General features: G+C 35.7%; 12 protein-coding genes. 9 read left to right on the top strand and 3 right to left on the bottom strand.

What is annotated here, in order from left to right:
• The first annotated feature begins 39 nt into the window (after positions 1-39).
• The gene (locus tag L323_RS42000) at positions 40-174 is read left to right on the top strand and encodes a hypothetical protein (protein WP_020817254.1); all 135 of its coding nucleotides are present in this window, start codon (positions 40-42) and stop codon (positions 172-174) included.
• 12 nt (positions 175-186) lie between these two features.
• Here the strand turns inward: L323_RS42000 and L323_RS39735 are convergent, their stop codons facing one another.
• From L323_RS39735 to ccsA, 3 genes are read right to left on the bottom strand one after another with little or no spacing between them, the layout of a single operon-like run.
• Complete coding sequence (locus tag L323_RS39735) at positions 187-2,799, bottom strand: RICIN domain-containing protein (protein WP_020817253.1); 2,613 nt, start codon at positions 2,797-2,799, stop codon at positions 187-189.
• 40 nt (positions 2,800-2,839) lie between these two features.
• Positions 2,840-4,954 (bottom strand): PD40 domain-containing protein, encoded by a 2,115-nt coding sequence (locus tag L323_RS39730; protein ID WP_020817252.1) that lies wholly within the window; start codon positions 4,952-4,954, stop codon positions 2,840-2,842.
• A 2-nt stretch (positions 4,955-4,956) separates the two neighbouring features.
• Positions 4,957-6,858, bottom strand: coding sequence for a cytochrome c biogenesis protein CcsA (gene ccsA / locus L323_RS39725; RefSeq protein ID WP_020817251.1), 1,902 nt, complete (start codon positions 6,856-6,858; stop codon positions 4,957-4,959).
• 380 nt (positions 6,859-7,238) lie between these two features.
• Between ccsA and L323_RS39720 the strand changes: the two genes are divergently transcribed.
• The 8 genes from L323_RS39720 (at position 7,239) to L323_RS41990 (ending at position 16,992) form a co-directional block, all read left to right on the top strand.
• Complete coding sequence (locus L323_RS39720; protein ID WP_020817250.1) at positions 7,239-8,336, top strand: AAA family ATPase; 1,098 nt, start codon at positions 7,239-7,241, stop codon at positions 8,334-8,336.
• Complete coding sequence (locus L323_RS39715) at positions 8,329-9,069, top strand: hypothetical protein (RefSeq protein WP_020817249.1); 741 nt, start codon at positions 8,329-8,331, stop codon at positions 9,067-9,069. Before L323_RS39720 ends, L323_RS39715 begins: the two co-directional genes overlap by 8 nt.
• Before the next feature lie 334 nt (positions 9,070-9,403).
• Complete coding sequence (locus L323_RS39710; protein ID WP_020817248.1) at positions 9,404-10,861, top strand: aminoacyl-histidine dipeptidase; 1,458 nt, start codon at positions 9,404-9,406, stop codon at positions 10,859-10,861.
• Positions 10,862-10,875: 14 nt separating this feature from the next.
• Positions 10,876-12,792, top strand: coding sequence for an OPT family oligopeptide transporter (locus L323_RS39705; RefSeq protein WP_031342573.1), 1,917 nt, complete (start codon positions 10,876-10,878; stop codon positions 12,790-12,792).
• Positions 12,793-12,905: 113 nt separating this feature from the next.
• The gene (locus L323_RS39700) at positions 12,906-14,489 is read left to right on the top strand and encodes a spore germination protein (RefSeq protein ID WP_020817246.1); all 1,584 of its coding nucleotides are present in this window, start codon (positions 12,906-12,908) and stop codon (positions 14,487-14,489) included.
• Positions 14,486-15,565: a Ger(x)C family spore germination protein gene (locus L323_RS39695; RefSeq protein ID WP_020817245.1), complete on the top strand. Its 1,080-nt coding sequence runs from the start codon at positions 14,486-14,488 to the stop codon at positions 15,563-15,565. The genes L323_RS39700 and L323_RS39695 overlap by 4 nt, the downstream gene beginning before the upstream one ends.
• A 384-nt stretch (positions 15,566-15,949) precedes the next feature.
• Complete coding sequence (locus tag L323_RS41995) at positions 15,950-16,480, top strand: GerAB/ArcD/ProY family transporter (protein ID WP_031342572.1); 531 nt, start codon at positions 15,950-15,952, stop codon at positions 16,478-16,480.
• Positions 16,477-16,992, top strand: coding sequence for a GerAB/ArcD/ProY family transporter (locus tag L323_RS41990; RefSeq protein WP_081665760.1), 516 nt, complete (start codon positions 16,477-16,479; stop codon positions 16,990-16,992). Before L323_RS41995 ends, L323_RS41990 begins: the two co-directional genes overlap by 4 nt.
• Positions 16,993-17,001: the final 9 nt, after the last annotated feature.

The raw sequence follows: 17,001 nt of genomic DNA, 5'->3' as shown, positions 1-17,001 counted from the left end.
GGTAGGTTTTAGCGAAACCATGAATCATGGACGATGAATGTGAGCGACGGTAAAATATCCTATGATGAGCCGCTAGAAACACTTGCAAATATCTTGGAAGCAATCATTGATACAATTTTATACGGGAGTACAGGTGTTAAAACTCAAACTTTCAGTTTTGCAACAGCCCCTTGATTGATACAATATTTAAAAACCAGTTCTAAGTCCAAGTACTACTTGTTTCAAAATGGCAAAATCAATGGCATTGATTTCTCCATTATCATCAACATCAGCAGCTTTTAGCTGTTCGTCCGGCAAATTAAGTTCTCCCATCAAGTACTTTTTCATAAAGGCCAAATCAATTGCATTAACATCTCCATCCCCATTTACATCACCTTTTTGTAATGTTTGAGCAGGGTTACTACCTATCTCAAGTATGTATGCCTCCAACTGGGAGAGTTGCTCAGCAGTAAGCTGTGATGTATATCCATGTTTGTCATTTGCATTCTTCGTTGTCAGTACATCATGGATTGTTGCAGCAGAACCATCATGAAGATATGGAGCAGTCCTCCACAACTCCTTAAGTGTTGGGGTATAATACAATCCATCAGGATCAAGAATATCCTTTGTACCTACATCGTGAGCTTTCAAATCTGTATACAGTGCTCCTGAATGGCAATATGAACATTTTGCTTCCGGACTTTCAAAAATTGCTTTCCCGGCAACAGCATCTGCTGTCATCGTACTCTCATTTGAGTATGGGTCAGGCTCTTCAGAGAGGCTCTTGATATAAGCAGCTACATCATCAAGTTCTTGTTGAGTTGGCTCTTTAAACTTTATGTATTTGAAACCTGCTTTTATGCCAACATGGGCGTCATCCCTTACCCCACGCCACATAGCAGGAGGTGTGTCAAAAACATATAACATTGATTTAGTGTTTTTAGTATTGCCGATACCGTCATTCGGCATATCCCAATTAAGTCCGTCGGCTCTGCCATCAGGATGGCAGGAAGCACAGCTAAGCCATTTTTGTGTGGTGGTTGACGCATCGTAGAATATACGTTCACCACTTCTAATCTGGCTTTCTTGGGGTTGAATACCGAGTTTTGCTGTGCTTTTCAATACACTCCCAAAGGTATCTATAAGATATACTTCTCCTGCAAAATATGCACCTACGGCTACCGTTTTACCATCCGGTGATAATGATATACCCCTTGGCCCCTGACCGGGTAACTCTATCTCTTTTAGCAGACCTGCTCCCCATAATGCTCCAAGGTCGTATTTAAGCTCACTTTTTTTTGTGGGATCGGCTTTGATTTGTAACCATATATCTGAATATGGTTTGTCAAATCCTGATTTTGAACGGAATAATAAGGAATAATTGCTTGACGAAGTTCCTGTACCGGCTTTTGATATTTTCCATTGCTGGCTCAAGCTTGTGCTGCTGCTGTTTGTTACTATACCGGCATTGCTGGCAACCGAAGCACCACTTACATCCATATATTTCTGGCTGGATTTCACCTGAAGCTTGTAGTAACCGTCCCCTGTATCAATCAATTTCCATTTTTGATTATTGGAAGAAGTCACATCCCATTCAACTACAGCTGAATTATCGGCGGTAGCACCTGCATTGTCCAGTGCTTTGTTTGTTCCTCTATTGATAATGGTATAATATCCATCAGTATCAGCGACTAACTTATATTGCTGATTATTATTGCCAACATCATCCCATTGTACCAGTTGTGTGTTGTTTGCAGAATTACCGCCCGGAACATCAACTGCTTTTCCACTATTCCTGTTTACAACCTTATAATAAGAGTTTGAATCAATTTGAGAACTGTCACCGCCGTTCAAATTCCCGGTTAAAAGCTGATGAAGACCATTTAAATCAACTCTCAGCACCTGATGAGTTCCTGACACACTAACCCACATGGTTTTACTGTCTGCTGATATTGCCAGTCCCCATGGGTCTGCTGCTCCTTCCATCATTCTGTCCAATAAGAATGTGGTATATATGTTTTTATTTGCAATATCAATTATTGTAACAGCATTTGTCATTGTCCACCCTCTAGTAATTTGGGTAGTAGGGAGGGAGGTTTTTCCAAATGTGTGAAGAACGTACGCCCACTTGCCATCGGGCGAACATTTAATTCCCCTTACATTTGATGAACCCTGCGGAAGAGCTATATTTGCAACTTCACTATAGGTGTTCATGTCAATAAAGGTAACTGATGCAGCATACTTGGCTTCAGAGGCATTTCCTGATGGCAATGCGTGTCCGACTATTGCATATTTGCCATCGACAGTACTATCCATCAAGTATGGATAATCTTTAACGGTAATATCTTTTTCAACATCACCGGAGGACAAATCAACAACAGATACTTTTTTTAAGCCATAATCAGATACAACAAGTTTATCGTCTACTACTTTTACTCCAAGAGGTTTCGAACCTGTTGCAAACCTTCTTGTTACTTCTCCTGAAGCAGGATTTACTTCGGCAACAGTTCCTGCTCCGTACTCACAAACATATATATTTAGATTTCCGTTCCATGCAAGGGCTTTAGGCTGTCCATCCAATTGTATAACCTTTTGAACTTCACCATCGGATGCCTTCAATATTTCCATCTGTGCTTTAGTTGAATCCGATACCGCAATCAAGCTGCCATCAGGAGAATATGCAGTATCAAAAGGTGAAAAATATGAATTATCAGCTGAATACCCAATATTACTTTCCGGGAAAAGGAAGCTTACTATAGTAATGACTATCGCTATGCAAAGAATCATGGGAATTAGTTTTTTATTTGTAACCCGATTCATTTTTAACACTCCCATCCATTATTATTTTTAGCCAATGTATTTAATTCAGAGATGGCTCGACCTGCTCTCCTCTTAACTGTGCATCTGTATTCTTGTAGTCTCCGAAGAATGGAGCAATTCCTGAATCCATCCAAATTGTAAATGAGTGAAGCTCACTTTGGGTAAGATTACCATGCCCTGTCTTCAGCTTTTGATATAGCTTTGATGCCCTAGAACCAAACTTGCCTGGCTCGGTTCGTGGGTATACATGATCCCAGCTAGCACCCGCATACATTACATCAAATAGTGCAACATATGGCTTCAAATTTTTATATGAACTAAACCATTTTGTCTGGGAATCTAAGTTTCCTTTTCTAAGGTCAGGCACCTGAGAGCCATTGTGACATGATATACATTTTTTATCCAAGATAGGCTGAATAAGCCTTGGAAAACTCATTGGTCTTGCTCCTTCTGATGCATCAGGTGTAATTGTTGAAGGAGCCCTTCTTAATGCAAGGGGAACACTTTCAGGATTCTCTGCTGCCTTGCGGGCAGGTTCGTGGCAGCCCTCACATAACAGCCGGTTTTGTCCGGGAATAAGGAAGGTATCAGATCTCATAGTCTGAACAGCAGTTCCATCCTGATCAATAGCCTGGAAAAAAACAGGTTTTCCGGGTGCCAAATAGAAGGATGCACTTCCATCTTCTTCAACAGGTACTGAACCTAAGAGTCCTCTGGTATTTCTTCCGGCCCATGAACTTTCAGTTCCTTCGTAGCTTACTATGGGGTCTGTTGCAAGTGGAGTAGTCTTTGGATAGACCTGCCATATACGCAGTTCTTTAATCTTTGTCCCCGACGGGAATGGAAGTAGCGTATCATAAATATTCATTATAGATACAACTCCATCTGGAGCTTGTCCCGTTGGTATGGCAGAGCCCGGAATACTATTGGGCACAGTACGTGGCCTTAATGGTATCGGACTGTAGCAGGAAATATTAGGATCGCTATAAAGCATTGTCTTGTTTCCTTTTGTATCTATTGCATATATGCCATATCGCTTGTTTGCGCCATCACTGTTGGCATTTGGATCATATATACATAGAAAATAGTCTTCACTTAAAGGATATGGAGTTCCATATTTTTGATCGGTTGTGGTACCGGTTTCGGTTTCTGGATACATTGCATCAGGTGTAATTTTTGTAATCGTGGAAAGATTATCATCATCTTCAACATCTGGATCAATTACAATAAGCGGTCCATAGTTTTGAGCATGATGAGGAGCGGCTGTTGCAACATATTTATTCGAATTTGGTATCGCCCTTAACGAATTCTGCATCATAGGGACATTTTTCCACCATTCGGCGCCCGAGTTTGGGTAATTTAACGTAATAGCTCTCGCATCAAGGCCATCCGGAGTGGTTATCCATGCAGAATGAGGATGAGTGGCACCTCTGTCCACGTAGTCCCAACGGGTGTATACAATCATGCCGTTGTTATCTACACATGGACTCCATTCATTAGTTTCATGGTAACTTATGCATCTGATATTGCTTCCATCTGCATTCATTGTATGTAGATTAAAGGTGGGAACTGTACGCTGGTGGCAACGTCCATATCCGCCTCTTCTTTCTGATATAAATACAATCCTTCCATCCGGAAGCCAGCGAGGATCAAAATCATTTACACTTCCATCAGTCAGCTGTGTAAGATTTGTCCCATCCACATTTACCTTGAAAATGTGGTAGGTAGTGTTTTCATTCCAAACACCGTAGGAATTTTGTGCATCTGTGTAGGCGAATACAATCTGTTTCGCGTCGTAACTCAGATCAAAGGAATAGAAGGCTCCTCCTGTAAGCTTCTTCCCTGCGTAACGTCCGTTTTTGCAGACAGAATTCTGCAAAACATCGGTTACAGTCGGATTGCCAGAAAAGGCATTATTCAGAATATACAATCCTCCGCCTTTTACTGCTGTAAATCCAAAGTTGCCATCAATCATATGGTTTTCAACACCTGAATATGGCTGATGTTTGGTAAAAACGATTTTGTCAAAGTTAAACTCTGACGTTGTAAGATCAACATTTCCCGACAATACAACAGAAATCTGAGTAACCATTAAAATTGCGGTTATTAACATAACGACAATAATCTTGTGAGATAGTTTTGATACCTTTGTCATTTTTAAACCTCCTGTTCTAAATTATTTTTTATTACTATCTTTGTTTTTTTATTTTCAGAAAAATAGTACAGAATTGTGCATACAACCAATAAAATACTTCCTATCCATACAAGGTTAACCCACTTTACTACCTTAACTTTTAGTGATATATTATCTTTTTCGTCTATCCCTTCAAAAATTATGTACAAATCTTCTTTCAATCCTGATTTTATTACTGCTCTAGAGTGAGACGTTTTCATTTTCTGATAATATGAAAGTTCGGGTTTCAATTGGAATTTTCCCTTAGGACCGTTAACGCCTAAAACAGAAACAGCTGTAGTTTTTCCGGTTTCCTCTTTCCAATAGAGGTTTCTGTATTTTACTTCATATTCTCCAACAACCATGGTATTGCCTTTTTCCAGAGTTTTATCAGTATTCAAAGGCATGCCCATGGACCCTGCAAATCCCACTGCCATTATTATAAGTGGAGCATGTAGTAATAAAACTGCCACTCGTTTCGGATTGGAAATATGCTTTTTATAATTTATTACAAGTTCTATAACCAAATTTACTGCCAGCATTGCACAAACGGATAGAGACAATTTTGTAAGACAGCCATAATCAGAAAGAAATAGCATTAGACCCAATACTGTTAATCCACTTACAGCGCCGGGAATCAGAAGAACTTTCCTTATAAAAAGGCTTGGATTAATTGCAAGAAATAAAAGTACCAGTAAACCAAATATCCCAAAAACATATTCATAAAAACTTATGGGGGTAGCCGATACATCTTTGAGAAAGAGTCCCCCGTACAAGGGGAATGTAGTACCACCGAAAATTAAAACAGCTGTTATAATACTTATTGTAGAAAACAGATTGCAAGGCTTAATTATATTAAGGAATGTTTTTTTAAAGGCTGTTTCATCAGGTTTATTTATTATGTCTTCTGTATGTAATCTTTTAATTTTGAAGTAATAGAAAATGAAAAGCAGTACGAGTACCAGTAATACTACACCGAAAACCACTGTGACACCACGGCTGCTATATGCATGTACCGATTCCAATAAACCGCTTCTTGCAATGTATGTCCCAACAAGTATGGTAAATGCAGTTAAAAATATCAAAACAAAATTCCTTCTTTTATTGTTATTACCTTTGCTTCGCAAGCCATGGAGAAAAGCCGTTGCAAATAACCAGTTAACCAGAGATGAATTTTCTATTGGATCCCATGCCCAGTAACCTCCCCATCCAAGCTCGGTATATGCCCATATGCCGCCGGTAACAATTCCGAAGGTAAGAAGTATCCAACCCCACATTGCCCATTTCCATGTAATATTTACGTGCTCTTCAGTGTTTTTTCTGATGTCAAATAATTGATATCCAAAAGCTATGAAGAAAAAAGAAAATGCGATAATTATAACAGGTGGATGAAAGACCATACCTAGACTTTGGAGCGCTGGATTAAGGCCAAACCCATCACTTTGTTCTGATACCAGTTTAAATGGGTTTTTTATAAATGTTACAACAAACATAAAAAGTGTCATAACAAATAATAAAACACCACTTATAGTTTTCGTTGAACTTTCTTCCTTATTTCTAAAATAGACAATTATAAGAAGAACAGCTAAAACAGAAGTCCAAAAAAGCATTGAACCTGAACTGCCCGACCAGAATGCCGAAATTTTATATATTAACGGAAGTGATTTCTCTGTATTATGATATACATATTCAACTGAATAGTTCCCACTTACAAGGGAATAAAATAAAAGAATTGAAGATATCAGAACTCCAAAGCTTGCAACTATACCTGCTAGTATTCCAAGATTTTTACTTTCCTCTTTTTCATTTTTAAAGGTAATGAGCAAGAACGATATAAGACCACATGTAAAAGCAAATCGTAGCATCCATGTACCCAAAAAGTTCATTTAAAATCCCCCCATTTAGTATTAAATTTTTTACTAACCAAAGTCTTTCGGCATATTCTATCTGCCATCTTGGATAAATGGAATAATTAATTCTAAGTAAAAATGTTGTATCGATTTTAGTTGAAGTGTCTTACAAGAATGATTTTTTGAATAATTACAATTGAATAGCCTAAGTTATTAGAAAAGAAATATGTTTGATTATAAGTAGATTCTATGGTTATTTGTTATCATTTTATATATTTGTAATACATATGTCAATAAATGCCAAAGAATCTTAAATAATCCCGAAAAAATTTCGCATTTATTCCGTAAAAAATTTCCGGCTGGTGTTGCCTTTTCGTTATATTCGGATATAATAAATACGAAGAGGTGAATTATTAATGCTTAAGATATTTGAGGTTACAGGTTTTAAAAGTTTTAAAGATACAATAAAGTTAGATTTTTCGGATGTTCGTGATTATAAATTTAATAGTAATTGCATTACTAAGAATCTATTAGGTAAGGTTATCATTTACGGAAAGAACTCTGTTGGTAAATCTAATTTTGGACTTGCAATATTTGATATTGTTTCTCATTTATCAAACAAAAATGTCACCCCTGGACTTTATGATTATTATTTAAATGCTAATAGTATCAACGACTATGTGGAATTTCACTATGTCTTTAAGTTCGACCAACAGGAGGTTGACTACAGATACCGTAAAAATAACAAGCATATACTGACGTATGAAAAAGTTTCTATTAATGAAACAATGCTTTATGAATATGATTATAAGCAGAATAAAGGTAATACTGAAGGAATAAAGCAGATTGCACCGACATTGAACTGGGCATTTCAAGATGTTGATTCAATTCTTAAATATGTAATGAATAACACCGTGATTGATGACAGCCACCCCCTACGGAGAATGATGAGATACGTTTCTAACATGCTTTGGTTTAGAAGCTTGGATGAAAATAGATATATTGGCTATAAGAATAAAAGTAACGATTACTATGATTTTATATTCGAACCAGAAGTACTATCTGAATTTGAAAGCTTTCTTCACAAATCAGGAGTGGAAGATAATCTGGTTGTTAAAGAGGATAATGATGGTCAAAAACGTTTATACTTCAAGACTGATACTCCATTACCATTTTTTAAAGTTGCATCAAGTGGTACAAGGGCGTTATATACTTTTTTCTATTGGTATAAGACATGCAACGATGTTACATTTATGTTTATAGATGAGTTTGATGCCTACTATCATTATGAACTAGCTGAAAGCATTGTTTCTATGTTGGAAAAGATGACTTATACTCAGATTATTTTGACATCGCATAATACAAATCTGCTTACCAACCGAATAATGCGACCAGACTGCTATTTCATATTAACTAAGGAAAAATTAATATCTCTTGTAAATGCAACTGATCGGGAGCTTCGAGAGGGACATAATTTGGAAAAACTATATATGAGCGGTGAATTTAATGGATAAAACCAGCAGAATACTTATTCTTGTTGAAGGCGCAAAGACTGATTTTCGACTAATGGAGCATCTTCTACATATATATAGTATTGACAAAAACCATGAGATAGTACCGTATAATACGAATATCTATGTATTATATCAGGAGATGTTCGCGGATGGGGATCCTTCTTCCATAGATTTAGTGCAACTTCTTAAAGAAAGAGAAAAAGATCCAACAAAAAAGAAAATTTTTGATGCTCGATATTCTGATATTATTTTAATATTTGATTTTGAGCCGCAGGATCCTCAATTTTCCGGTGATAAAATATTAGAGATGATGCAATATTTCTCTGAGTCCTCGGATATGGGCAAATTATATATAAATTATCCTATGGTTGAAGCATTTTATCACATGAAATCAATACCTGACAAAGACTATAATGATTATATAGTTTCATTAGAAGAACTAATTGAAGGAACATATAAACAAAGAGTAAACAGAGAAAACCGTAACCGTAATTATTCTAAATTTGCTGTTAATCGTGAAGAATGTAATATGGTAATTCATCAAAATATTGATAAAGCTTGGCGCATATCAGAAGCAAGGCAAAAATTAGGTGCTGTCGACCAGCTTCTTCCTGATTTAATAGAGGTTTTAATGAAACAACTTTCTAAAGTAGAGGTCGAAAAGGTTATCCCGATACTTTGTACATGCGTATTCTACATTGCAGATTACAATCCTAAATTTTTAAATGGGTGAATCTTATTAAGAGCGTATCCGTTGTACTTTTTCACGAGTACGGTTTGCCTTCACCACAATTTATCTCAAAAGCCCGATTTTGTCGGGCTTTTCTGCGTTTATAAACCCCCTTCTCAATCGCTACCCAATGCAATTCACCCCAATATTGTAATTACATAGAAAATGTACCAAAGTATTCAATCTAAAAATAAAGTGTTATTTATGCCATACATGGAAAGAATACTACCTAAATAAAATTTTACGACTTAAAGTTTAATATTATTGGTTAATTAGTATAATAATGATGTAGAAATTTTTGGCGAATATTCAAAATAAGAAATGTGAGGTAAATATAATGACTGAAATACTTAAAAACTTACAACCTGTTGAGGTATTTAAATACTTTGAAAAGCTCACGCAGATTCCAAGGGGGTCTGGTAATGAAAAAGAGGTCAGCGATTATTTGGTATCCTTCGCAAAAGAACATCAGTTGGAATACGTTCAGGACTCTGCATTAAATGTTGTTATAAGAAAGAAGGCTACACCGGGGTTCGAGAACAGCCCTGCTGTTGTTTTACAAGGGCATATGGATATGGTATGTGAAAAAAATAAAGATATAGAGCATGATTTTACCAAGGATCCATTAAAGTTAAGAATAATTGATGACATGATATATGCAACTGATACAACTTTAGGGGCTGATAACGGAATTGCAGTTGCCATGGGATTAGCAATTTTGGCATCTGATGAATATCAACATCCGGCCATTGAATTACTTGTTACCACTTCTGAGGAAACAGGAATGGATGGAGCCATGGCACTGGAACCTGAAAATATCAAAGGAAGAATACTTATTAACATAGATTCAGAAGAAGAGGGTACTCTATTAGTGAGCTGTGCCGGTGGACGTACGGCTAAAACAACAATTCCGGCAATATGGGAAGCAGCAGATGCAAACCTTGTTCCATATATAGTAAAAATTAGGGGCTTAAAGGGCGGACACTCCGGAATGGAGATAGATAAAGAAAGAGGAAACTCCAATAAACTGATGGGCCGTATACTTATGTCTATTTTATCTGAAACAGATTTCAGACTTAGCTCATTAAACGGAGGTTCAAAACACAATGCAATTCCACGTGAGTCAGATGCTGTTATTTTAGTAAGAGCTGATGATAAAACCTTAGTTGAGAACAAAATATCTGAATGTGAAAAAATGTTTACAACGGAGTTGAGAACACAAGACCCTGATGTAAGAGTGGAATTTGAAGTTTTACCTGACCACCCCAAAGAAATGCTTTCAGAAGAATCAACTATTAATGCAGTTAACTATTTGTACTTGCTGATAAATGGGGTAACTTCCATGAGTATGGATATTAAGGGTTTAGTGGAAAGCTCCTTGAATCTGGGGGTAATTACGACTTCTAAAGATTGCATAGAATTTATAAGCTCAATCAGAAGTTCAGTAAGAAGTTTAAAGAATGAATTAACTAATAGACTTATTGTAACCGCTAAACTAAATGGTGGAAGTGTTGTTACGGAATCAGATTACCCTGAATGGGCATATAATCCTGATTCCAAAATAAGAACAATTTTCGAAGATGTATATGAAAAAATGTACAAAAAGAAGCCTCAAATAACGGCGATACATGCTGGACTTGAGTGCGGACTTTTTGCTGAAAAATTTGAGCAACTTGATGCAATTTCTTTTGGACCAAATCTATATGACGTTCACACTCCCAATGAGCACATGAGTATTTCTTCGGTTCAGAGGATGTGGGAATACCTATTGGAAGTACTAAAGAATATAAAATAATAGAGGTATATACTATGGATAAAAAGTTATCTAAAGATGCTTATGGCGGCGTAAATGGTAAAGACTATGTGCCCTATGTTTCCGACGGTTCTAAATCAGGTGGGAATATTTCTGTATTAATAATCGGTATTATTTTAGCTGTTTTATTCACGGCATCCACTGCCTATTCAGGTATGAAATCCGGACTTACAGTTGCTGCCGGTATACCCGGTTCTATAATAGGTTCAGCATTTATAGCAGTATTTGCTAAGCATAAAGGTATCCTTGCAAAAAACTTGGTTCAAGGAATGTCAAGTGGTGGGGAATCAGTTGCCAGTGGTGTTATATTTGTTTTACCGGCAGTTCTTTTAATAGGTTTTAAAGTTACGTTCCTGGAAGGTTTTATTGTTAGTGCGGGAGGAGTGTTATTTGGTGTAGGAATAGCTGCTCTTGTTCACAATTACTTAATTGTTGAAGAACATGGTAAATTAATGTACCCGGAGTCAATGGCTATATCTGAAACCCTAGTTGCTTCAGAAGGTGCCGGAGAATCAATGAAGTTTATGGGGATTGGATTTGGTATTGGCGGCATAATAACTGTTATAACCAGTTCATTTTTGAATGTAGCCAACAACGTTATTAGCTATGTAAATGAAACCTTCTACAAGTGGAAATTTGAAATAGAAGTAAACCCACTATTATTAGGTATAGGATTTATTGTTGGAATGGAAGTTTCGGTAGCTATGTTTGCAGGCTCAATATTATCTAACTTCGGTATTACGCCTTTAATCGGTTATTTCGCTGAACTTGGAAAACAAGGTGCAAACATATGGAATAACCCTGACGTTGCTATTAACAGTATGCAAGTTAAGCATATCGCAGGTAGTTATGTAAAATATATGGGTGCCGGTATGATGCTTTCGGGTGGATTAATAGGTGCTTTAAAACTCATACCTACCATAATATCATCTATAAAAGAAACTCTTAATGTCAAGTCTTCTAAAAGCGGTGAGTCTTCATCTATTGAAAGTTTGATATTAATAGGTGGTATAGTAGTAGGGTTTATAGGTGGGTTTATAGTTTCAAGGGGTAATATACTGATGGCAATAACTGCATCTATTTTGTCATTGTTCTTATCATTATTATTTGTCATAGTTGCGGGTCGTTTAACTGGTACCATAGGAACTTCTAACCTCCCTGTATCGGGTATGACTATAGCTTCTATAGTTATTGTAACATTACTGTTCGTTATATTCGGATGGAAAAATACTGAGAATAACAGGTCTCTACTTTTATTTGGTACCTTCATAGTTACTGCTATAGCAATGGCTGGGGGTTATACCCAATCACAAAAAGTTACTTTTTTAATTGGTGGAAGTAAAAATGAAATGCAGAAATACTTTACTATAGCTGGTATAGCTGGTACTGCTGTAGTTATCGGAACTATATTATTACTTTCAAACCAATTGGTAATGACCGGTGATAACGTTGCTTTTGCACTGCCTCAAGCTAACTTAATGGCAACCTTGACAGGTGGTATAATGTCAGGTAAATTACCCTGGGTTATGGTTATAGTTGGTGCTGTTATGGGAGTTGTTTTATTCTTGTTAAGGCTTTCTGTAATGACGGTAGCAATAGGTTTCTATTTGCCAATATCTACGACTTCTATAATTTTAATAGGCGCGTTAGTTAGATATTTTGTTGAAAAAGCCAGTAAATCTGAACAAGAAAAAGATGCAAGGGTTTCTAATGGTATAAGCTTATCTTCCGGACTTGTTGCCGGAGGGTCTATAATAGGACTTATAGGCATAATACTCCAAGTTACAGGAGTTATAAAGGGTTCTGGTCCAAGGGGATTTGTTGCTTCTAATGGAATGGCATTTATATTATTGATAGTACTGGTATTAGCTACAATACTACCTATTCTAAAGGCTAAATATGTTGAAAAATAACGAAGAAATTTATATGCATCCAAATATAAACCACAATAATCCAATACGAATAAAAAAATAAGTGTTTGTAACACTAATTAATAATACATTAAATGATTGGATTGGGGTGCAATATGAAGGCATTTGGAAACTTATTTAAGAAAAAAACACATATATCCAACATTTCTGAATCTGAAAATTTAAGTAGAAATATAAATAAAAATATTGAAAAGATAAAAAATGAGTTAGGCAATTCCAGCGATCTTTCAATTAATCTATGTAAAGACAATATCAATGAAAACTTATGTTATGTAAGCATTTATATTGAAAATATTGTAGATAAGGATACTATAAATAGCCTATCCTCAGAAATAACAAATGTACTTAAGGCAAAAGATAAATTAAAAGATTGCACACCTGAAGGCTATTTCAATTTATTTAAAAATGCCCTTTTTGGATTTAGAAAATCCGAAGAAGGCACTGATTTTAATGTTTTAATATCTAATTTACTATCCGGAAAAACTTTATTTTTTATTGATGGATATAACAAATTCTTTTCAATAGATACTTTTTCTGTTGAAGGCAGAGCTGTTTCAGAACCTACATCACAGAATGTCATTAGAGGCCCTAAGGAGTGCTTTGTTGAAAATATAAATGTCAATGTTTCGTTGCTCAGGAATAGAATAAAAAACAAATCCTTGAGAGTTGAGGAGCTATCTAAGGGAAATATAACAAAAACCAAAATAGTAATTATGTACTTTGATAAAATTGCAAAAAAAGCAATTGTTGATGAGCTCAGAAGAAGACTTAACTCTATAAATATTGACGGCATTTTTGATAGCAGTTACATTGAAGAATTGATAAAGGATGACAGATATTCTATTTTCCCTCAATTTTTAAGTTCTGAAAAACCTGATTCTGTTGCAGCTGCCATACTTGAGGGGAGAGTAGCTATTTTGGTGAATGGAACCGCATATGTGCTGACTGCTCCTGCTCTATTTACTGATTTTCTTCAATCAAGTGAAGACTACTATTATCCTTATTTAGTAGCTTCTGCAATCAGGATAATAAGGTATATAGCCTTTTTTCTTACACTTATTGTACCTGCAGGTTATATTGCACTAGCCACGTTCCATCAAGAAATGATTCCAACTCAATTATTGATTAGTATTGCTGCCCAGCGTGAAGGAGTACCCTTTCCTGCTTTTGTTGAAGCCTTATTCATGGAGGGAACATTTGAAATATTAAGAGAAGCTGGGGTAAGGATGCCCAAGGTTATAGGGCCGGCAATATCTATTGTTGGTGCGTTGGTTTTAGGTCAGGCCGCAGTAGATGCAGGTATTATATCTGCTGTTATTGTTATAATTGTTTCAATTACCGCTATATCAAGTTTTGCAATACCAAATTATACAATGTCTAATTGTATACGATTAATGCGGCTTGCTTTGATGATACTTTCCGCTATATTTGGGTTGTATGGTGTTTTTATGGGGTTAATAGTTTTAATTCTTCATTTGTGTAAATTAAAATCTGTGGGAGTTCCTTATATGGCACCTATTGCTACAGCAACAAAAAATGGATTTAAAGATACAATATTGAGGTATCCTATTTGGGATAACAAATACAGGCCCATTGGAATCAGTAATGATAAGTCTCCAAGGGTAGAGGAGAATAACCCTGTAACTACTGAGCAAAAAGAAGAACCGGAGTTCAGATGATAAATATGAAATGTAAAAAAATATTGTTAACATTTATCATATCCACAAATCTTATTTTAAACGGCTGTTTAGGTAGTAAAGAGATTAATACACTTGCTCTATCTATTTCTATAGGAATAGATAAGGTAGATGATGAGTATTCTGTAACCTACCAAATATTAAATCCTAAAGCAATTGCGTCAAAAAAATCGTCAATTGAATCGCCTGTATTTCTTTACACGGAACGAGGAAAAGATTTGTTTGAGGTAATAAGGCGCATTACTACAATATCTCCCAGGAAAATATATAATTCTCACTTAAGAATGGTTGTATTAAATGAAGAGATTGCAAAAGAAGGGATTGAAGGCTTATTGGATTTCTTTCTTCGGGATCATGAGTTTCGTACAGATTTTTATTTTGTTGTAGCAAAAGGAACTACTGCAAATGAAGTACTGAAAAGTATAACCCCACTGGAATATGTATCCGGTATGGAAATGTATAATTCAATAAAAGCCGCTGAGAAAGCATGGGCACCTACAAAAACTGTAAAAATAATTGAGTTGGCCAGTAAATTGGTTTCTGAGGGCGTAAATCCTGTTTTATCAGCTGTAGAGATTGTTGAACAAGAAGATAAGTCAGATTCTATTGATATTTTGAAGCGAAGTGTTGTCAGTAAATTAAAGCTTACCGGTTTATGTGCATTTAAAAAGGATAAGTTTTTGGGATATCTGACTGAGGATGAAAGTAAGGGTTTTAACTACATTACGGGGAATGTAAAAAATACGGTTGGATATTTACAACTTGATGAAAAAAACAGGGTAACCTTTGAAGTTATTGAAGCTAAATCAAAAACAAAAGCTTATATGATAAATGGTAAACCGGCTGTTAATGTTGTAATAGATTTAACTTTAAATATTGCTGCAGAAGTCGGGAAATATGATGTATCAATAGAAAAAAATGCAGAAAAATTAAATAGCCTTGTAGAAGAAAAAATAAAAAAGCATTGTGAGGCTTCAATTAAGAGAACTCAAGAAGATTTGCAAACAGATATTTTCGGATTTGGAGAGGTAATACACAGAGCTCATCCAAAGCTATAGGAAAAAAATAAAGAATGATTGGAATAACGAATTCACCAGGCTTCCAGTTAGTGTTACTGTTAAGAGTAAAATAAACGGTTTAGGGGAAACTACTAAGTCAATCTTTACGAAAGGGAAGTAATAATATGCCTATTGTATCTATTATATTAGTATTGACCTTCAGTACTATATTGTGCTTTTTTGAAATTCCCCAAATGGTTAATAGTAAAAGTTATAGAGACTTATGGGCCTTTTGTATATTACTTGCCTTGGGTGTTATTATGGCAATTTTAAGAAGCCTTAATGTTAAAATATCAAATCCCTCTGACTGGGTAGCATGGGTATTTTCTCCGTTTTCTGATTTATTAAAGAACTAACTTTAAACCGCTTTTTGGAGGTGAGCGAATGAACGACAAAATTAAAATATCAAATGTACAGTTTATGATAACAACCTCCGGTTTTGTTTTTGGTTCCAGTCCACTTTTTCTTTCTTCCGGTACTGCAATTATAGCAGGAAGAGATGCATGGATTTCTGCAATTTTTGCAACTATTTTAGGTTTATTGTCTGTTTGGATTAACATTTATTTAAGGGAATTATACCCGGATAAAACGCTAATTGAAGTATTTAGTTTATTGCTTGGAAAATGGCTTGGGAATATTTTATCTATAATTTATGTTTTTACTGCACTTTTAACCGGTACTCAAATAATATGGTATGTCGGCGATTTAATAACAACAACATATACTCCCGAAATATCGGCCTATCCAACTAACATATTATTTGTAGTCGCTTTAGTAATTGCACTGCTATATGGCTTGGAAGCCATGTATAGAGCTGTAACAATCTATTTTTACGGCTTATTTCCTTTATATTTATTTACCCTGATACTGGTTACCCCCAATATAGATATAAAGAACCATCCGCCTGGCCAATGATTATTCTAAATATGATTCCTCTTTCTTATTTTAGTAACATAAAAAATGCAAAACGTTCCACGTTTTTGGGTTATTTATTAGGTATGTTTATGGCCTTTTTAGGAGTACTGATGTGTATTTTGGTACTGGGTGGCACCATTACAGCAAATTTACGCTACCCTCTCTTTGTTCTTAGCACTGAGGTTGATGTAGGTATTATAGTCCAAAGAATTGAAGGCGTTGTAGTAGCTGTTTGGTTAACCACTAATTTTATCAGTACATTTTTTTTCATCTATTTGGGAGTTAAAGGTATGTCTCAGATATTGAAGCTTACGGATTATAGAAAAATAGTTATTCCAATTGGCCTAATTATAGCCGTTTTTTCCCAATTTATATATAAAAGCGTTCCATACCAAATAAGATGGGATACTGAAACTTGGCCCGCGCTAGCCTTTACTGAAGGATTCTTTATTCCTGTAGTGCTATTACTAGTATCGGTTATAAGAAAAATGTTAGCTAAGTCAAAAGCTTGATTATTTCTA

The sequence above is a fragment of the Ruminiclostridium papyrosolvens C7 genome (assembly GCF_000421965.1).
GTDB lineage: Bacteria > Bacillota > Clostridia > Acetivibrionales > DSM-1351 > Ruminiclostridium > Ruminiclostridium papyrosolvens_A.
Note: the sequence above shows the minus strand (reverse complement) of the source record. Positions and strands in the feature narration are given on the sequence as shown.